Below are 17,134 nucleotides of genomic sequence, written 5' to 3' on the forward strand. Positions count from 1 at the left end.
CCGTTCAAAATTTCCTCGCGACCTCTCCCGAAAGGACGGCTGCGGATCACTCTGCCTGGGCAGTTCCTGGATTGCGCAGCAACACCTGCACTTCGTCATCCTCGGCAATCTGCTGATAGCGACGCAGGAAGTTGGTGTAGTCTTGCCGCTGGGCGAGCTCCGCATTCCAGTCCCTGTCCTTTTTCTCGACGATTATCATGGCAGGCTTCTGGGTCTCGAGTTCGGCGATCTTGCTCTCGATGTAGCGATCGGCGATCTGCCGGTAGTGGGACGCCGCCTCCTGGTCGCCGTTCCGGCTTGCGATGCCCGAAAGATAACGCGCTGATTCACCCAGCCAGTCGTTGCAATGGCGTGAAATCCATGTCCCGCCGAGCATGCGGGTAAGAGGATGGCCTCCCGAGATGTCGGCGCCGACTAGCGCGACGGTCGGCTGAGGAGCAGCGGCCTTAAGCTTGGCGACAAACTCTGCACTGAGCTTCTGTGTCTGCATGAACGGGATGGCGGCGGCGGCAATGATGACAGCCAGCAGCACCTTGAGCACCAGTTCCATTGCCGTGCCCGGCGACTTGTATGTCGCCGGGGCAGCTTGCGCCATCCTCAGCAGGAGGGCCGCCAGAATCAGACTGAAGGCCGGAAACGCGTGATAGGGCCAGCCTTTTGCCTGGTAGATCAGCGGCACGGTCGCAGCCAGCGAAGCAAGCGTGAACACGGTGACCAGTGGCGACAAAGGCAATCCCGGTCTAAGAAGATACAGCGCGGCAAGAGCGACCACATAGATCGGCACATAGATCTCCAGCAGCGCCTGCATCTTCTGCATCCGCATATAGGTGTCGGCCAGCATCGGATAGACGACGCTCAGGAATTCCGGATGGAAATACTGGACGGCAACGACATAGGCGACGCAGACCAGGCCGATCGCCCAGTTCTCGACGGCGAAAAGCATCCGGATCGACCGGCGGCTCCAGGCCGCGTATAACGCCGGAACGAGCACGACCAGTGCATAGTAGGGCTTCACCAGAACCAGCACGCTGCCGCTAAGCCCGGCAAGAACCGCCGTCAGGATACTCGGCACGCGTCCTTCGATAGGCGCCGCGCGCCACGCCGTCAGCACCAGCATCGGCAAAAACAACGCGATCCCCAGTTGCTCCCGTTCGGTGAAAGCATTGCCCGGGAAGATGACAAGCAGGGCCAGGAACAGCGGCAACATTTGAAACAGTGCGCGGTTCTCGGCAAGACCGGCCTGCTTGGCGATCAGCCCGGCAAACCCCAATCCTGCCAGGCAAATCGCATAGCTGTAGGCATGAACCGCCACCTCCGGCGACATGCCGACCTTGTGCGCCAGTGCCACGACCGGCATGAACATCCAAGGCGTGAAAGGCGGATTGACTTCGAACACGTCGACATAGAGCCGTGATCCGGCAAGCATCTTCTCGCACAGCGTGATCACCCAACTTGTGTCTGGTATGACGCCCCATCGCATCTGCCAGGGAATGGCGGCCGCCAGGACCAGCAGGCAAAGTATCACGGTCCATGCCCACATGCTGCGCGCTTCGCCGATAGGCGCGTCTGCTGTCGGTCTGTCGAGCACGGCGGTCATCGGCTCTCTCCTTCGGGGCAGAGGGGGCCGTTGGCGCCCATGGGAGCGCCGAAGACAAACTTGCGTAAGACTGCGAAGTTCAGAACCGGCACTAGAATGGAAGCCAGCGCCACCGGCGCCGACGACAGGTATCCGGCGAGATCGGTGAGAATTGCGGCCAGCCCAACGGAGAGGAGGAATCCGGCCCCGGTTGCACAGGCGAAGCGGAAGATTTCGACGCCAAGCGCACCGTCAGGCATGAACGTCACGCAGCGATGCCCGCAATAGGAAAACGCTGCTCCGGCGCTGGCGTCGAGCTTTTCGAGTTAGACTCATCCCGCCGGACAAATAGCGGCAGCGCCGCCTCTGCATTGAAGCCCGAAATGACCAGTGAATAGACCGGGGCTCGCGTCCCGCGGCATTGCCCGCATTGATCACCGGTTGCCTCCCGACACCCGCTGGAGTTTGGCTGGCAACGCTAGTCGGGATTGCCTAAGGCGTCGTTAAGGGGTCACAATTTCCTTAACGCCACTTCCTCGATGAGGTGGTTGGTGCCCTTGCGCAGGATGAGGTCGGCCCGCGCCCTGGTCGGCAGGATGTTCTCGCGCAGGTTCTTCAGGTTGATGTTGGCCCACAGCCCCTCGGCGATGGCCCGCGCGGCATCCTCGGAGAGCTGCGAATAGCGGTGGAAGAAGGAATCCGGATTGCGGAAGGCGGTTTCGCGCAGCCGCATGAAACGCTGGATGTACCATTGATGGATCAGCTTCTCGTCGGCATCGATATAGATGGCGAAATCGAAGAAGTCGGACAGGAATGGCACGATCTTGCCGTCCTTCGGCAGCTTGCCCGGCTGCAGCACGTTGATGCCTTCGAAGATCAGTATGTCCGGCCGGTCAATGGTGACGAACTCGCCGGGGATCACGTCGTAGGTCAGGTGCGAATAGACCGGCGCCCGGACGCTGCTTTGCGCCGACTTGATGCCGGACAGGAATCTCAGCAGCGCGCCGACGTCGTAGCTCTCGGGGAACCCCTTGCGCTCCATGAGGTTCTCGCGGCGCAGGATCTCGTTGGGCAACAGGAAGCCGTCGGTGGTGATGAGGTCGACTTTCGGGCTCGACGGCCAGCGCGCCAGAAGCTCCTTCAGCACGCGCGCCGTGGTCGACTTGCCGACCGCGACCGAGCCGGCAATGCCGATGATGAAGGGTGTCTTGACGACGTCCTGCGCGTTGAAAAAGGCCTGGCGCTGCCGAAACAGCAGCTGGCTCGCCTCGACATGGGCCGAAAGCAGCCGGGACAGCGAGAGGTAGATGCGCTTGACCTCTTCGAGGTCGACCGGGTCGTTGAGCGAGCGCAGCCGGTCGATCTCGTCCCCGGTCAGCGTCAGCGGCGTGTCGGCGCGAAACTGCGACCATTGCTCGGCGGAGAAGAATCGATAGGGGGAATACTTCTCGGTCGGAGCCAGCTGGTCCATCGGGTTTCCTGCCCTCCTAGAGCGTGCCGCCGAAAAGTGCGAAGCCGTTTTCGGGCGACATCATGCTCTCTCTTTCGATCAGCCCTGGGGCCGGGACGCCTTTTCGGCGGTACCCGAGCGGCTGGTTCGGCCCTCAAGCTCCTTCAGCACCTCGTCAAGCGGAATGCCCGCGATGCCAAGGACGACCAGCCAATGATATATAAGATCGGCGCTTTCCGAAACGACGGCTTTCTTGTCCCCCTTGACCGCGGCAATCACCGTCTCGACGGCTTCCTCTCCGAGCTTCTGCGCCGCCTTGTCGATGCCTTTGGCGAACAGCTTCGCCGTCCATGAGTCGGCGTCGCCGGAATGGGCGCGCTGATGGATGATCGTTTCCAGCTCGGCGAGCGAAAATTGAGCCATAGCAGCGGTTTAAGTCCGATGGGCGGCCGAGTCCAGCCGCATCGGCAGGCCGGCCCTGGCCATATGCGTCTTGGCTTCGGCAATGGTGTAGGTGCCGAAATGGAAGATCGAGGCGGCAAGCACCGCAGCCGCATGGCCGTCGCGGATGCCTTCGACCAGGTGATCGAGCGTTCCGACGCCGCCGGAAGCGATCACCGGCACGCGCACCCCGTCGGCAATCGCCCGGGTGAGCGCAATATCGTAACCGGCCTTGGTGCCGTCGCGGTCCATCGAGGTCAAAAGAATCTCGCCGGCGCCGCGCTCGACCATGCGCTGCGCGAATTCGACCGCGTCGATGCCGGTCTTCTCGCGTCCGCCATGGGTAAAGATCTCCCAGCGGTCGGTCTCGCCTTGCGCCGATACCTTCTTGGCGTCGATCGCCACGACGATGCACTGGTTGCCGAATTTATCGGCAGCTTCCGCGACGAAATCCGGGTTCTTCACCGCCGCCGTGTTGATCGACACCTTGTCGGCGCCGGCCAGGAGCAGCTTGCGGATGTCGGCCACCTGGCGCACGCCGCCGCCGACGGTGAGCGGCATGAAGCACTGCTCGGCAGTTCGGGCAACCACGTCGAAGATCGTCTCGCGATTGTCGGACGAGGCGGTGATGTCGAGGAAGCAGAGCTCGTCGGCGCCTGCGGCATCATAAGCCTTGGCGGCCTCGACCGGGTCGCCGGCATCGACGAGGTCGACGAAATTGACGCCCTTGACCACGCGGCCGTTCTTGACGTCGAGGCAGGGGATGACGCGGGCCTTGAGCATCACTTGCGCTCCAGCGTCGAGAGCAGGTCGACCACCAGCGCGCCGACCAGCGGCGGCACGTCGCCCTTGGGATCGAAGGCTGGATCGTAGGCGGAGATGGTGAGCCCGGCGATGGCGAGCGGCCCGGCGAGGCCGCACATGGCGGTGCGCAGCTGCTCGGGCGCCGGACCGCCGGGCGTGGTGTAGCGATTGGCTTGCAGCTTCTCGGGGTCATGCACGTCAAGGTCGACATGCATGTGGACCTGGCGTGCACCGTCGGCCTTCAGCCTTTGCGCGGCGCTCTTCCAGTCCGGGCATTCGGTCCGGATGATCGGCAGCTTTTCCAGCAGTTCCTGTTCCGCGCTGTCGAGGTCGCGCGCGTTGACCAGAACGCAGCGCGACGGATCGACCGGCTTGAAGCCCGGAATCTGCGCCGCTATCGATCGCCAGCACAGGCCCAGCACGGTGGCCAGCGCCATGCCGTCGAGAAAGCCCGTTGTGGTGGTTTCCGGCGTGTTGAGGTCGCCATGCTGGTCGGCCCAGATGATGGCGTCGGCACCGGCACCGGCCACGGCGCCAGCGGCGGTCAGGCAGTTGCCGGCCAGCACGATCGGAAACCGCTTCCTGTCCAGCGCCATGCGGACTTCGCCTGAAACGGCGTTGCAGACGGCAAATCCGGTACCGATCTCGCGCTCGGCGTCGTCCTCGACCACCTTGCCGATGTCGCTCACCTCGACATCGTGGCCGGCGAGCTTCAGCGCGTCGGCCAGCCCGCCCGAAATCAGCGCGTCCGGGCCCTGGCCGCAGCCGCCGTGGAAATGGCCGCTGTCATAGGAGGCCAGAATGATCGAAATGTTCACGCTGTTGCCCCCGTCCGCTCGCCGCGCAGGATCGCCAGCGCCTCGGCTGGGTCGATACGTCCGTCATACAGGGCGCGGCCGGAGATCGCGCCTTCGAGTTTTTGCGCGTCGGGCATGGTCATGCGCACGATGTCGGCGATCGAGGCGAGGCCGCCGGAGGCGATCACCGGAATCGACACGGCCTCGGCGAGGTCGATAGTCGAATCCCAGTTGATGCCGGTCAGCACGCCGTCGCGGTCGATGTCGGTGTAGATGATGGCGGCAACGCCGGCGCCCTCGAATTTCTTGGCCAGCTCGATGACGCCGAGCTCGGAGGCCTCGGCCCAGCCCTCGACCGCGACCTTGCCGCCCTTGGCGTCGATGCCGACCGCTATTTTCCCGGGAAAGGCCTTGCAGGCCTCCTTGACCAGGTTGGGTTCGCGCACCGCCACGGTGCCGAGGATAACGCGCGTCAGGCCGCGATCCAGCCAATCCTCGATCTGCGGCAAGGTGCGGATGCCGCCGCCGAGCTGCACGGGATTCTTCGTCGCCTTCAGAATGGCGCCGACCGCCGCCGAATTGACGCTTTGGCCCTTGAAGGCGCCGTTGAGGTCGACGACATGCAGCCACTCGAAGCCCTGCTCCTCGAAGGCCCTGGCCTGCGCGGCGGGATCGTCGTTGTAGATGGTGGCAGTGGCCATGTCGCCGTGCTTCAGGCGCACGCACTTTCCGTCCTTGAGATCGATGGCGGGAAACAGGATCATCGGTCAGGCGCCCTCGACGATGACGAAGTGTCCGGTCGAGGCCGCCCGTCTGTGCACAAGCGCTCTCTGGTAGGCCTCCGACCGATAGCAGTTCAGGGCCGCCTCATAGGAATCGAATTCCACCACGACATGCCGGCCGAAATCCGATCCTTCCGGGTTCGTCACATCCCCTCCGCGGACGAGATAGCGGCCTCCGAAATTGGAAATGGCGTCGCCTATGGCGTCGCGATAGCGCTGGTAGCCTTGCGGATCGGTCACCGAGAGGATGACGATCCAATAGCCCTTCTTGCTCACGCTAGGGCCTCCATTTCAGGAAATTGGTGATCAAGGCCAGGCCGAGCGCCTGGCTCTTCTCGGGATGGAACTGCGTGCCGGCAAGGTTGTCGCGGGCGACGGCCGCCGTCACCGCGCCGCCATAATCGGTCGTCGCCAGCACTTCGCCGGAATTCTTCGCGTCCAGATGATAAGAATGGACGAAATAGGCGTGCAGCCCCTTCGGGCCGGTCTCGATTCCGGAAAACAGCGGGTGCTTGCGTTGGAGTTCGATCGTGTTCCAGCCGATCTGCGGGATTTTCAGCGCCGGATCGGACGGCGTGATCTCCTTGACGTCGCCGGCGATCCAGCCAAGACCTTGGGTGACGGTCTTTTCGAGGCCGCGTTGCGACATCAGCTGCATGCCGACGCAGATACCGAGGAAAGGACGCCCCTTACGAAGCGCGACTTCTTCCACCGCCTCCCACATCCCCGACACCGCATGCAGGCCGGCGGCGCAGTCGGCATAGGCGCCGACGCCCGGCAGCACGATGCGGTCGGCGGAACGCACCCGCTCGGCATCGGCCGTCAGCTCGATCGTCGCGGCAAGGCCCGCCTCATGAGCGGCGCGCTCGAAGGCTTTGGTGGCCGAGCGCAGATTGCCCGAGCCGTAATCGATGATGGCCACCCGCATGTCAGGGCCTTCCAGGCGTATGGGTCAGGCCGAGCGCCATGCCTGTCTGCGGCGGACGTGCCTGCGATGCATCCGGCACGATGCGCGGCAGGGGCTGCTCCTCGCTCTCCTCGCCGGTTTCCAGCACATGGCGCGTCTCGGCATCGGCGAGATTGCCGGCCTCGATCACGCCCCATTCGCGCCAGCCGCGCCGCCGCAGCGAGGCGATGCGCAGGCCCTGGCCTTCGAAGCCGACATAGAGGGAGACCAGCAGCGACAGCAGCGATCCGGCCCCTTCGAGCCCGAGCCTCTCGCCGGCCACCGACAGGATCGCCATGACGATGAAGGTTAGGGCCGCCTCGATCCACATCCGGTGCCAGGCGAGCCACAGCGGCGCGACCAGGAAACCCAGCCAGGTGAAGCTGTCGCGCACGAAAATTGCGTCCTCGGCTTTGTTGCCGGCCGGCGGCGCCATCACGACATAGATCGCCATAGGGCTATCCTTTCAGGGATCCCTTGGTGGAAGGCACCGCGTCGGGCTGGCGCGGATCGGGCTCCAGCGCTGCGCGCAACGCCCGCGCCACCGCCTTGAAGCAGGTTTCGGCGATATGATGGTTGTTGGCGCCGTAATGGTTGGTCACATGCAGCGTGATGCCGGCATTCTGCGCCAGCGCCTGGAAGAACTCGCGCACCAGCTCGGTGTCGAACGTGCCGATCTTCGGCGACGAGAAGCCCACATTCCAGACCAGGAACGGCCGGCCCGAGACGTCGATCGCCGCTCTGGTGAGCGTCTCGTCCATGGCAAGGTCGATCGAGGCATAGCGCATGATGCCGCGCCGTTCGCCCAGCGCCTTGCTCAGCGCCTGGCCGATCGCGATGCCAGTGTCCTCGACCGTGTGGTGGTCGTCGATATGCAGGTCGCCCTTGGCCTTGACCGTCATGTCGATCAGCGAATGCCGCGACAGCTGGTCGAGCATATGGTCGAAGAAGCCGACGCCGGTCGAAATGTCGGATTTTCCTTTGCCGTCGACATCGACGGAGACCGAAATCTCGGTTTCCTTGGTCTTGCGGCTGACTTCGGCCGAACGCGTCATCGCTTTGTCCTTGTTGCCCTGCTTGGAGGCGCCAGGGCTTGAAAACGAAAGCCTTCTATCAGCATGATCCGGCGATTGCCAGTTGCCATTCCGGCCGCTATCGGCTCGGCCTGAGGCGGTTTGCAATCGTTGGCCTTGTGCATACATATGGCCGATCAAACTCACTCGTACCGCGCCAATCGCCTTTTCGAGGGATAGCGCGCATCGGAGCTCAAATGTCGAATGAACTCACCATGCACGCCACGACCATCATCAGCGTGCGCAAGGGCAACAAGGTCGTGATCGCCGGCGACGGCCAGGTCAGCCTCGGCCAGACCATCATGAAGGGCAACGCCCGCAAGGTGCGCCGCATAGGCAAGGACGGGAGCGTCATTGCCGGCTTCGCCGGCGCTACCGCCGACGCCTTCACGCTGCTCGAGCGGCTCGAAGCCAAGCTCGAACAATATCCCGACCAGCTGACCCGCGCCTGCGTCGAGCTCGCCAAGGACTGGCGCACCGACCGTTATCTGCGCCGCCTGGAAGCCATGATGCTGGTCGCCGACAAATCGGTCTCGCTGGCGCTGACCGGCAATGGCGATGTGCTGGAGCCCGAGCATGGCGTCATGGCCATCGGCTCCGGCGGCAATTACGCGCTCGCTGCGGCCCGCGCGCTGATCGACACCGACAAGGATGCCGAGGAGATCGCCCGCAAGGCCATGCAGATCGCGTCCGACATCTGCGTCTACACCAACAACAATTTTGTTGTCGAAACGCTCGATGCCGCTTGAACGACCATGATCCCTAGAAGTGGGAATCGGTTTTTGGACGAGATCATGGTCGAACAGGAAGATAGCTATGATTTTCGGCCGGTCACGGAAAAAGACCTGCCGATGATCGCCGGTTGGCTGCGCGAGTCGCATGTCGCCGCATGGTGGGACGATCCGGAAAAGGAAATCGCCGAGATCCGCGAGCATATCGATTCGGTTTCGGTGGAGCCGCTGATCGTCGAGCTCGACGGCAGGCCGATCGCCTATCTGCAGAGCTATGACCCGCATATGGAGGACGACCATCCCTATGCCGACCAGCCCTTCGGCACGCTGGGTATCGACCTCACGATCGGCCCGCCGGAACTGGTCGGCATCGGCCATGGCTCGGCCATCCTGCGCCAGTTCGTCGGGGAGCTTTTGGAGGAAGGCGCGCCGCGCGTCATCATCGATCCGCATCCCGACAATGGCCGCGCCATCCGCGCCTATGAGAAGGCCGGCTTCAGGCCGATCGGCCGCAGGCATTCGCAATATGGGGACGTCGTGCTGATGGCCGTCGATTCGGCCAACGACGATGAACATCTGGGGGACTGATTGAATGACCGCATCCGGAGGGGACAAGACGCTTTCGGCCTATGAAAACAGTTGGCGCATGGGCCTGCTGCTCGTGCTCGCCTTTATCATATTCCAGGCAGGCGCCTTGTACGGCATGGGCCATCCGCCGATCTGCACCTGCGGCTACGTCAAGCTCTGGCATGGCGTGGTCAACAGTTCGGAGAATTCGCAGCACATCGCCGACTGGTACACCTTCTCGCACATCATCCACGGCTTCCTGTTCTATGCGCTGGCCTGGGCGCTGTTCCCGCGCTCGCCAGTGGGCTTAAGGCTCGCCTTCGCCGTCCTCATCGAAGGCGGCTGGGAGATCCTGGAAAACAGCCCCTTCATCATTGACCGCTATCGCGCCGGCACCATCTCGCTCAACTATTACGGCGACTCGATCATCAACTCGGTGTCCGACACGCTGTTCATGGCGCTGGGATTTGTGATGGCGCGAAAGCTACCTATATGGGTGGTCGTGGCCCTGGCGCTCATCTTCGAGTTCGGCACGGGTTACATCATCCGGGACAATCTGACGCTCAACGTGATCATGCTGCTGCATCCGTTCGAGTTTATCAGGCAGTGGCAAAGTGGAATTTGAGTAATATGAGCACATTTTCTCCCCGCGAAATCGTTTCGGAACTCGATCGCTTCATCATCGGCCAGAAGGACGCCAAGCGCGCCGTGGCCATTGCCTTGCGCAACCGCTGGCGCCGCCAGCAGCTGGAAGGCCAGATGCGCGAAGAGGTGATGCCGAAGAACATCCTGATGATCGGCCCGACCGGGGTCGGCAAGACCGAGATCTCGCGGCGTCTGGCGCGGCTCGCCGGCGCGCCCTTCGTTAAGGTCGAGGCCACGAAATTCACCGAGGTCGGTTATGTCGGCCGCGATGTCGAGCAGATCGTGCGCGATCTCGTCGAGGTCGCCATCGGCCTGACGCGCGAGAAGATGCGCGAGGACGTCGCCGCGCGCGCCCAGATCAACGCCGAGGAACGCGTCCTGGAAGCGCTGGTCGGCAAGACGGCGAGCCCGGCGACCCGCGACTCCTTCCGCAAGAAGCTGCGCGACGGCGAGCTCGACGACAAGGAGATCGAGATCGAGGTGGCCGACACCGGCACCGGCGGCATGCCCGGTTTCGAGATCCCCGGCATGCCGGGCGCCAATGTCGGCGTGCTCAACATCAACGACATGCTGTCGAAGGCGATGGGCGGCCGCAGGACCAAGACCCGCAAGACCACGGTGCGCGATTCCTACGCGGTGCTGGTCAACGACGAGTCCGACAAGCTGCTCGACCAGGACGAGGTGGTGCGCAGGGCGCTGGAATCGGCCGAGAATGACGGCATCGTCTTCCTCGACGAGATCGACAAGATCGCCGCCAGGAGCGACATTTCGGGCGGCCCGTCGCGCGAAGGCGTGCAGCGCGACCTGCTGCCGCTGGTCGAAGGCACCACGGTCGCGACCAAGTATGGGCCGATCAAGACCGACCATATATTGTTCATCGCTTCGGGCGCCTTCCATGTCTCCAAACCGTCCGACCTGCTGCCCGAGCTGCAGGGCCGCCTGCCCATCCGTGTCGAGCTGCGCGCGCTGGAGAAGGCGGATTTCATCCGCATCCTCACCGAGACTGAGGCGAGCCTCATCAAGCAGTATATCGCGTTGATGAAGACCGAAGGCGTCGAGCTGACCTTCACCGACGACGCCATCGATTCGCTTGCCGGCATCGCCGTCGATCTCAACGCCAGCGTCGAGAACATCGGCGCCCGGCGCCTGCAGACGGTGATGGAGCGTGTGCTGGACGAGATTTCCTACGACGCGCCCGACCGCCACGGCACGGCCGTCGCCATCGACGCCGCCTATGTCGAGAAGCATGTCGGCGACCTGTCGCGCAACACCGACCTGTCGCGGTTTATTCTTTAAGCTCTATCGGGTTCGGGCTGGCTTCCGGCCGGCCTGAAACGCCCGTCCAATGCCCCGATTTCGGGCCGGCTCAGGCCGGCCTGAAACGCCCTTCCAATCCAAAGTGTGGCCAAATGGAAGCATCTGGCCACCATTTTCGTGCACGGCTCGAAGCCTTCTCTCGACTCTGCCATGCGCTTTACCTAGTTTGCCGCGCATTCGAAGGCGGCGGCGTATGAAGAAACTTATCCTGCTTTTTCTCGGCATGGCCCTGGCGGCGGCGGTGGCAACCGCCGATGCCGCGACCATCGTGCCCCCGGGCAACCGCAACAGCGTGCAGCCGGATATTCCAGGCGCCTCCAGCCGGCGCACTCAGGCCACCAACACCACCTTCCAGGCCAAGTACCGCAAGGTCTACGCGCTGTTGCAGAACGATGCCGAACTGCGCGGCAAGATCAGGAAGGCGGCAGCAGCCTACGGTATCGATCCCATGCATATCGTCGGCGCCATCGTCGGCGAGCATACCTACAATGTCGACGCGTACGACCGTCTGCAGACCTATTACGTGAAGGCGATCTCCTATTTGTCGAGCAAGCTCTCTTTCGCCTATCACGGCGAGGACGTTTCGGATTTCATCCATCGGCCGGAATTCGAGAAATGCGCCGGCATGGACGACAGCTACGACCTTTGGGAATGCCGCGAGCAGGTGTGGAACCGCGCCTTCCGCGGCAAGAGCGTCGGCGGCGAGGATTTCCCCAACGATCGCTTCGGCGCCACCTTCTTCCAGCCTTATTATGCCGGCCAGACCTTCGGCCTCGGCCAGTTGAACCCGCTGACTGCGTTGCAGATGAGCGACCTCGTGCACAAGGTCTCAGGCTTGCCCAGGCTCGACGTCAGCGATCCCAACGCGGTCTACAAGACCATCATGGACCCGGACCTGACGCTGCCCTACGTCGCCGCGACCATCAGAAAGTCCATCGACGCCTACCGCGGCATCGCCGGCTTCGACATCTCGAAAAATCCGGGCCTGACCGCCACGCTCTACAATGTCGGCAACCCCGAAGAGCGCGCTTATGCTCTGAAGGCCGAGAACGACAAGCGCCGCGCCGCCGGCGAGCCGGAAAAGCTGCCCGAAGAAAATTATTACGGCTGGTTGGTCAACGACAAGCTGGATGAGCTGAAGGCGCTGTTTTAGGGCGTCACATTCGCGCTGCCCCTCAAGACCCGCGACCCCATCCTTTCGTCATTCTAGGGCGGAGCAAGGAGCGAAGCGACGCGCGCAGACCCTAGAATCCATGCCGTGACATTGGCCGGAGAATGCAGCGGTCCAGAATAGCCGCCGATAACGGCGCCAGCTAAGATCGCCAGATGACCGGCTGTGTCTACATGACCGCAAGCCAGAAAGGCGGCACGATCTATATCGGTGTCACCAACGACCTGGCGCGTCGGATGTCGGAGCACAAGACTGGCCAAGGCTCCAGCTTCACCAGCCGCTATGGTGTGCAGCGTTTGGTCTGGTACGAGGAGTATTTCGACATCGCCGATGCCATTCAGCGTGAGACGTCGTTGAAGCGCTGGCCACGGCGATGGAAGGTCGAGCTCATAGAGAAAGCCAACCCGGAATGGTTCGAGCTCTTTCGCGGAATTGGCTGGTGATCGTTCTGCGCCGCTGCGGTGCTCGTGCGTCACGGCATGGATTCTAGGGTCTGCGCGCGTCGCTTCGCTCCTTGCTCCGCCCTAGAATGACGAAGGATATGCCGGCAGGCAGATGAGGGGCAGCGCGACCTCCCCCGATTAGGGAAAATCACGCCGCCAGCAGCGACTTCAGCTTGACCGCTTGCGAGCCGAGCGCTTCCGGCGCCGGGCTCGCCCGCTTGGCGATCAGCATTTCCGCCAGCCGGATGTCGCGCGCCACCGCATTGCCGGGGCCGATGCCGCTGGCGGCCACCAGCCTGCCATCCTCGGCCAAGTGGAACAGGATGAAGGCGCCGTCGTCGAGGTCGCGCCGCACGATACTCTTGCCTTCGTCCGACAGCCCGGCGATCTGCAGGGTCAGCCCATACTGATCCGACCAGAACCACGGCACGGCGGCATGCGCCTCTTCGGCGCCCAGCATGTTCTTCGCGGCCAAGGCGCCCTGTTCCTGGGCGTTGCGCCAGGCTTCGAGGCGCACGCGCCGGCCGCCATAGACGGCAAGCGGGAACGAGCAGCAGTCGCCCGCGGCGAAGATATCCGGGTCGGCGGTGCGCAACTGCTCGTCGACTGCGATGCCGTTGTCGATCGCCAGTCCCGCCTCAGCGGCAAGCGCGGTCACCGGCACGGCGCCGATGCCGATCACCGCGAGATCGGCGACGATGGCCTGCCCGTCGGCCAGCGTGATGCTGACCTCCGCGCCGTCATCGGCAATCGCCGCTATCCCTTGGCCGGTGCTGATCGCAACGCCCTCGGCCTCATGCGCCTTGTGGATGATCTCGGCGATCTCGGCCGGCACGCCGCGCATCAGGATGCGCGGCTGGGCCTCGATGACGGTGACGGCGGCGCCGAGCTTGCGCGCCGCGGCGGCAAGCTCGAGGCCGATGAAGCCGCCGCCGATGATGGCGACGCGGTTGCCGGCGCTGAGATGAGCGCGAATGGCCAAAGCGTCGTTGAACGTCCTGAGATAGACGCAACGCCCTCCGAGACCCGGCATCGGCAGCGTGCGCGGCACGGATCCGGTCGCCAGCAAAAGCTTTTGATAGGAAAGGGAGGATCCATCCGACAGTTGCACGACATGCGCGGCACGATCGATCGCGACGGCCCGGACGGAATGGATGTGGCGGATCGCGCGCTCGGCGAACAGCGCGTCGGTGGCGATCGCCTTGATCGAAAGCGCCTCGCCAGTCATCGCTTCCTTCGACAGCGGCGGCCGCTCATAGGGCAGATGCGGCTCGTCGCCGACCAGCGTGACCGGCCCTTCGAAGCCGAGATCGCGCAGGGCGAGCGCGGCGCGCCCGCCGCATTCGCCAGCTCCGATGACCACCATTCCTCCCGTCATCAGCGTCACCCGACCTGAACAAGAACTTTGCCGGCGTCGACCTTGACCGGATAGGTCTTGAGGTTGACGCAGACCGGCGCGCCGCGCGCGTCACCGGTCTTGTAATTGAAGCGGCCGTTGTGCTTCGGGCATTCGATGATGTCGTCCATCACCAGCCCGTCGGCCAGATGCACCTTTTCATGCGTGCACAGCCCGTCGGTCGCGAAATATTCGTCGTCGGGGCTGCGGTAGATGGCGAAGGTGCGGCCGGCATGGTCGAACCGCATCACGTCCTCTTCGTCGATGTCTCCGGCCGCGCAGGCCTCGACCCAGTCGCTCATCTCGTTCTCCGCGAAAATCGGTTGGTTAAGCTCTTCGGCAGATCACTCGGCCGCTGCCGCCACCGGATTGTCGTTGTGCAGCTCTTCCCGGTAGGGCTTCGCCGTCGGCGGCAGCGCGCGCTTGAGGAAATAATCCTCGTTGCGCAGCTGGCGCAGGAAGGCCGGGATCATCTCGCGATAGCCGGCCAGGATCGACGGCGTCGGCGCCGGCAGATCGTGCTTGATCATCTCGTGCAGCCTCGGCAGCGCGTGGTAGGGCACCATCGGGAACATGTGGTGCTCCACATGGTAGTTCATGTTCCAGTAGATGAAGCGGCTGACCGGGTTCATGTAGACGGTGCGGCTGTTGAGCCGATGGTCGATGACATTGTCGGCGAGCCCGCCATGCTGCAGCAGTCCGGTCATGACGTGATGCCAGGCGCCGTAGAGGCGGGGCAGGCCGATCAGCAGCAGCGGCAGCCAGGAATGCAGATAGAGCGCCGGGGTGATGGTCGCGATATAGATGGCGAGCCATAGGCGGGCGACGCGGATGGCCTTCGGCTGTTCCTGTTCGGGGATGAAGGTCTTGTCCGCCGCGCTGATGACGCCGGCGGCGTTGCGCAGCATGTCGATCATGGCATGCCATGCGTCGAGAATGCCGAAGAAGTTCAAGACAACGCGCAGCAGATCCGGCGGCCGCATGACGGCGATTTCGGGATCGCGGCCGACGATGATGGTGTCGGTATGATGGCGTGTATGGCTCCAGCGCCATGTCACCGGATTGCGCATGATCATGAAGCAGGCGAGCTGGTAGACGGCGTCGTTCATCCACTGGGTGCGGAAGGCCGTGCCATGGCCGCATTCGTGCCAGCGGGAATCGGTCGAGGACCCGTAGAGCGTGCCATAGACGAAGAAGAATGGCACGCACCACCAGCTGCCCCAGAACCAGGCGCCGCCCGCGCCGCTGAGGATCAGCGCGCCGAGCCAGATGATGGTGTCGCGGATCGCCGGCTGGTCGGAGCGCTGCATCAGCTCCTTCATCTGCTTGCGCGGGATCTCGGTATGGTACCACTCGGCCGCCGCCAGCCCGTTCTCGACCGCGAGCTTGGCGTCGCGGCCGGTCAGGCTGTAGTCGCGTGGCGACGCCGACGAAGACGTCATGGCAGTCATTGAGCTTCCTCCAACAGCGCCTGGCGAACGGTTTGGCAGGTCTGGGCTCGTTCATGGCCGGCTTCCACTTCACCATACCGCCGGCCCATGATAGTCTCAACATCAGGAAGATAGTTTCTATCATTTCCTATCAGAGTGAGATATGCTGAGTCGGACAGGCAATGGAGCATTCATGGCAAAGCGGCCGACCATTAGCGATCTCGCGCGCGTCTCGGGCGTCAGCGTCGCCACCGTTGACAGGGTGCTGAACAGCCGCCTGCCGGTGCGCGAGGAGACGGCGCACCGGGTGTATGAGGCCGCCACCGAAATCGGCTACCACGCGGCGGGGCTGATCAAGCAGCGGATGCGCCAGGAATTGCCGGAATACCGGCTCGGCTTCCTGCTGCTGAGGGGCAATGACGTCTTCTATGGCGATTTTGCCAGGGAGCTCGAGCTGGCGGTTTCGCAGTCGCAACGTTTCCGCGGCACTGCCGCGATCGACTTCGCCACGTCGCTGGCGCCCGATGAGATTGCGGGCCAGATGCGCAGGCTGGCGGCCAAGTCGAGAGCCATCGCTGTCGTCGGCCCGGATCACCCGACGCTGACGGCGGTGGTGGAGGCGCTGAAGGCGAGGGGGCAGCCGGTCTTCTCGCTGCTGTCCGATTTTGCCGCCGGCATCCGCGAGGGCTATGTCGGTCTCGACAACCGCAAGGTCGGACGCAGCGCCGCATGGATGATCGCCAAGGCCGCCAGGAAGCCGGGCAAGGTGGCGCTCTTCGTCGGCAGCCACCGCTTCCATGGCCACGAGCTGCGCGAGATCGGCTTCCGCTCCTATTTCCGCGAGCACGCGCCGGATTTCACCGTGATGGAAACGCTGGTCAACCTCGAGGCGAATGACGTGACGCATGACGCCATGCTCGATCTTCTGGCGCGCCATCCCGATCTTGCCGGTTGCTATGTCGCCGGCGGCGGCATGGAAGGCGCCGTCTCGGCGCTGAGAACGGCGAACCCGGCCGATATGCCGGTCGTCATCTGCAACGAGATCAACGCCGTCTCGCGCGCAGCACTTGCCGACAACATCCTCACCATGGTGATCTCGACGCCGCTCGCCGCGCTCTGCCGGGAACTCCTGGGGCTGATGGCCCATGCCATCGAAAGCGGCGCCGCCAATGCGCCGGGGCAGACCTTCCTGCCCTTCGATATCTATCTGCCGGAAAACATCTAGTAGCTCCGCCGCAGGAATTTTGATCCGTCGCCCGTTTGCGTTGGCAGGCGGCACGCGTTGGAGATTGGCCGAAGCGCCCATCGCGTCGATTCGCTCCTTGCTTCGCCATAGTTCACCATAGAATGACGAGGTTGGGGCGGCTTCAGACAATTCCCGGCGTTTGCAATGGCGTCGATGTGAAAGAATCCATCAGGCTGATGGATTCTTTCATGGCGATTTGCTTCGATTCGGGCTCGGGTTTCGACGATCGGGACCGAAAAACCGGCCAATCTCGTCGGAATCGCCCTTGACGTTTCCAAAACGAAATGGAATAAATATTTCACTAACTAGGCTTTTTGGT

Annotated in this window: 20 protein-coding genes and 1 pseudogene; 7 read left to right on the forward strand and 14 right to left on the reverse strand. The window is 63.4% G+C overall.

What is annotated here, in order from left to right; all coding sequences use genetic code 11:
* Positions 1-46: 46 nt before the first annotated feature.
* The 11 genes and pseudogenes from FJ423_RS17785 to hisB form a co-directional block, all read right to left on the reverse strand.
* Positions 47-1,597, reverse strand: a complete 1,551-nt coding sequence (locus FJ423_RS17785) for a hypothetical protein (RefSeq protein ID WP_140843528.1) — start codon at positions 1,595-1,597, stop codon at positions 47-49.
* Positions 1,594-1,869 (reverse strand): annotated as a pseudogene (locus FJ423_RS17790) (GtrA family protein); the annotation flags it as partial. The pseudogene FJ423_RS17790 and the gene FJ423_RS17785, both read right to left, overlap by 4 nt.
* A 218-nt stretch (positions 1,870-2,087) precedes the next feature.
* Positions 2,088-3,047: a type I pantothenate kinase gene (gene coaA, locus FJ423_RS17795; protein WP_140843531.1), complete on the reverse strand. Its 960-nt coding sequence runs from the start codon at positions 3,045-3,047 to the stop codon at positions 2,088-2,090.
* A gap of 78 nt (positions 3,048-3,125) precedes the next feature.
* Complete coding sequence (locus FJ423_RS17800) at positions 3,126-3,449, reverse strand: phosphoribosyl-ATP diphosphatase (protein ID WP_095768008.1); 324 nt, start codon at positions 3,447-3,449, stop codon at positions 3,126-3,128.
* Positions 3,450-3,458: 9 nt separating this feature from the next.
* Positions 3,459-4,250, reverse strand: a complete 792-nt coding sequence (hisF, locus tag FJ423_RS17805) for an imidazole glycerol phosphate synthase subunit HisF (protein ID WP_140843533.1) — start codon at positions 4,248-4,250, stop codon at positions 3,459-3,461.
* The gene (locus FJ423_RS17810; RefSeq protein WP_140843535.1) at positions 4,250-5,089 is read right to left on the reverse strand and encodes an arginase family protein; all 840 of its coding nucleotides are present in this window, start codon (positions 5,087-5,089) and stop codon (positions 4,250-4,252) included. The genes hisF and FJ423_RS17810 overlap by 1 nt, the downstream gene beginning before the upstream one ends.
* Positions 5,086-5,832: a 1-(5-phosphoribosyl)-5-[(5-phosphoribosylamino)methylideneamino]imidazole-4-carboxamide isomerase gene (gene hisA, locus FJ423_RS17815; RefSeq protein WP_140843537.1), complete on the reverse strand. Its 747-nt coding sequence runs from the start codon at positions 5,830-5,832 to the stop codon at positions 5,086-5,088. The genes FJ423_RS17810 and hisA overlap by 4 nt, the downstream gene beginning before the upstream one ends.
* Before the next feature lie 3 nt (positions 5,833-5,835).
* Positions 5,836-6,126, reverse strand: a complete 291-nt coding sequence (locus FJ423_RS17820) for a DUF1330 domain-containing protein (protein ID WP_140843538.1) — start codon at positions 6,124-6,126, stop codon at positions 5,836-5,838.
* Between the two features lies 1 nt (position 6,127).
* A complete protein-coding gene (gene hisH / locus FJ423_RS17825) occupies positions 6,128-6,778 on the reverse strand; it encodes an imidazole glycerol phosphate synthase subunit HisH (protein ID WP_140843540.1) in 651 nt (216 codons plus the stop codon).
* A gap of 1 nt (position 6,779) precedes the next feature.
* A complete protein-coding gene (locus tag FJ423_RS17830; RefSeq protein ID WP_140843542.1) occupies positions 6,780-7,250 on the reverse strand; it encodes a DUF2628 domain-containing protein in 471 nt (156 codons plus the stop codon).
* 4 nt (positions 7,251-7,254) lie between these two features.
* Positions 7,255-7,851, reverse strand: coding sequence for an imidazoleglycerol-phosphate dehydratase HisB (gene hisB, locus FJ423_RS17835; protein ID WP_140843544.1), 597 nt, complete (start codon positions 7,849-7,851; stop codon positions 7,255-7,257).
* Positions 7,852-8,066: 215 nt separating this feature from the next.
* On the opposite strand from hisB, the gene hslV reads away from it, so the two are divergent.
* The 6 genes from hslV to FJ423_RS17865 all read left to right on the forward strand — a co-directional run bounded on the left by hslV (position 8,067) and on the right by FJ423_RS17865 (position 12,743).
* Complete coding sequence (gene hslV / locus FJ423_RS17840; protein WP_095768016.1) at positions 8,067-8,618, forward strand: ATP-dependent protease subunit HslV; 552 nt, start codon at positions 8,067-8,069, stop codon at positions 8,616-8,618.
* Positions 8,619-8,663: 45 nt separating this feature from the next.
* Complete coding sequence (locus FJ423_RS17845; RefSeq protein WP_140843557.1) at positions 8,664-9,188, forward strand: GNAT family N-acetyltransferase; 525 nt, start codon at positions 8,664-8,666, stop codon at positions 9,186-9,188.
* A gap of 4 nt (positions 9,189-9,192) precedes the next feature.
* Positions 9,193-9,792, forward strand: a complete 600-nt coding sequence (locus tag FJ423_RS17850) for a DUF2585 domain-containing protein (protein ID WP_140843559.1) — start codon at positions 9,193-9,195, stop codon at positions 9,790-9,792.
* A gap of 5 nt (positions 9,793-9,797) precedes the next feature.
* Positions 9,798-11,108 carry an ATP-dependent protease ATPase subunit HslU gene (gene hslU / locus FJ423_RS17855; RefSeq protein WP_140843561.1) on the forward strand — a complete coding sequence of 437 codons (1,311 nt, stop codon included), beginning with the start codon at positions 9,798-9,800 and terminating at the stop codon, positions 11,106-11,108.
* Between the two features lie 214 nt (positions 11,109-11,322).
* Positions 11,323-12,282, forward strand: coding sequence for a DUF1402 family protein (locus FJ423_RS17860; protein WP_140843563.1), 960 nt, complete (start codon positions 11,323-11,325; stop codon positions 12,280-12,282).
* 173 nt (positions 12,283-12,455) lie between these two features.
* Positions 12,456-12,743 (forward strand): GIY-YIG nuclease family protein, encoded by a 288-nt coding sequence (locus FJ423_RS17865; protein WP_140843565.1) that lies wholly within the window; start codon positions 12,456-12,458, stop codon positions 12,741-12,743.
* Positions 12,744-12,891: 148 nt separating this feature from the next.
* Here the strand turns inward: FJ423_RS17865 and FJ423_RS17870 are convergent, their stop codons facing one another.
* Genes FJ423_RS17870 through FJ423_RS17880 form a run of 3 tightly spaced genes read right to left on the reverse strand, consistent with a single transcriptional unit; the run spans position 12,892 to position 15,590 of the window.
* Complete coding sequence (locus tag FJ423_RS17870) at positions 12,892-14,121, reverse strand: FAD-dependent oxidoreductase (protein ID WP_140843567.1); 1,230 nt, start codon at positions 14,119-14,121, stop codon at positions 12,892-12,894.
* 5 nt (positions 14,122-14,126) lie between these two features.
* Entirely contained in the window at positions 14,127-14,441 is a 315-nt protein-coding gene (locus FJ423_RS17875) for a MocE family 2Fe-2S type ferredoxin (RefSeq protein WP_140674315.1), read from the reverse strand.
* Positions 14,442-14,483: 42 nt separating this feature from the next.
* A complete protein-coding gene (locus FJ423_RS17880; protein WP_181174824.1) occupies positions 14,484-15,590 on the reverse strand; it encodes a fatty acid desaturase family protein in 1,107 nt (368 codons plus the stop codon).
* A gap of 172 nt (positions 15,591-15,762) precedes the next feature.
* On the opposite strand from FJ423_RS17880, the gene FJ423_RS17885 reads away from it, so the two are divergent.
* A complete protein-coding gene (locus FJ423_RS17885) occupies positions 15,763-16,794 on the forward strand; it encodes a LacI family DNA-binding transcriptional regulator (protein WP_140843569.1) in 1,032 nt (343 codons plus the stop codon).
* The last annotated feature ends 340 nt before the right edge of the window (positions 16,795-17,134 follow it).

It is taken from the genome of Mesorhizobium sp. B2-8-9 (assembly GCF_006439475.1).
Taxonomy (GTDB): Bacteria; Pseudomonadota; Alphaproteobacteria; order Rhizobiales; family Rhizobiaceae; genus Mesorhizobium.

Coding starts and splice junctions, on each gene's coding strand:
- FJ423_RS17785 (WP_140843528.1), bottom strand. CDS start 1,597: ATGACCGCCGTGCTCGACAGACCGACAGCAGACGCGCCTATCGGCGAA.
- coaA (WP_140843531.1), bottom strand. CDS start 3,047: ATGGACCAGCTGGCTCCGACCGAGAAGTATTCCCCCTATCGATTCTTC.
- FJ423_RS17800 (WP_095768008.1), bottom strand. CDS start 3,449: ATGGCTCAATTTTCGCTCGCCGAGCTGGAAACGATCATCCATCAGCGC.
- hisF (WP_140843533.1), bottom strand. CDS start 4,250: ATGCTCAAGGCCCGCGTCATCCCCTGCCTCGACGTCAAGAACGGCCGC.
- hisA (WP_140843537.1), bottom strand. CDS start 5,832: ATGATCCTGTTTCCCGCCATCGATCTCAAGGACGGAAAGTGCGTGCGC.
- hisH (WP_140843540.1), bottom strand. CDS start 6,778: ATGCGGGTGGCCATCATCGATTACGGCTCGGGCAATCTGCGCTCGGCC.
- FJ423_RS17830 (WP_140843542.1), bottom strand. CDS start 7,250: ATGGCGATCTATGTCGTGATGGCGCCGCCGGCCGGCAACAAAGCCGAG.
- hisB (WP_140843544.1), bottom strand. CDS start 7,851: ATGACGCGTTCGGCCGAAGTCAGCCGCAAGACCAAGGAAACCGAGATT.
- hslV (WP_095768016.1), top strand. CDS start 8,067: ATGTCGAATGAACTCACCATGCACGCCACGACCATCATCAGCGTGCGC.
- FJ423_RS17845 (WP_140843557.1), top strand. CDS start 8,664: ATGGTCGAACAGGAAGATAGCTATGATTTTCGGCCGGTCACGGAAAAA.
- FJ423_RS17850 (WP_140843559.1), top strand. CDS start 9,193: ATGACCGCATCCGGAGGGGACAAGACGCTTTCGGCCTATGAAAACAGT.
- hslU (WP_140843561.1), top strand. CDS start 9,798: ATGAGCACATTTTCTCCCCGCGAAATCGTTTCGGAACTCGATCGCTTC.
- FJ423_RS17860 (WP_140843563.1), top strand. CDS start 11,323: ATGAAGAAACTTATCCTGCTTTTTCTCGGCATGGCCCTGGCGGCGGCG.
- FJ423_RS17865 (WP_140843565.1), top strand. CDS start 12,456: ATGACCGGCTGTGTCTACATGACCGCAAGCCAGAAAGGCGGCACGATC.
- FJ423_RS17870 (WP_140843567.1), bottom strand. CDS start 14,121: ATGACGGGAGGAATGGTGGTCATCGGAGCTGGCGAATGCGGCGGGCGC.
- FJ423_RS17875 (WP_140674315.1), bottom strand. CDS start 14,441: ATGAGCGACTGGGTCGAGGCCTGCGCGGCCGGAGACATCGACGAAGAG.
- FJ423_RS17880 (WP_181174824.1), bottom strand. CDS start 15,590: ATGACTGCCATGACGTCTTCGTCGGCGTCGCCACGCGACTACAGCCTG.
- FJ423_RS17885 (WP_140843569.1), top strand. CDS start 15,763: ATGGCAAAGCGGCCGACCATTAGCGATCTCGCGCGCGTCTCGGGCGTC.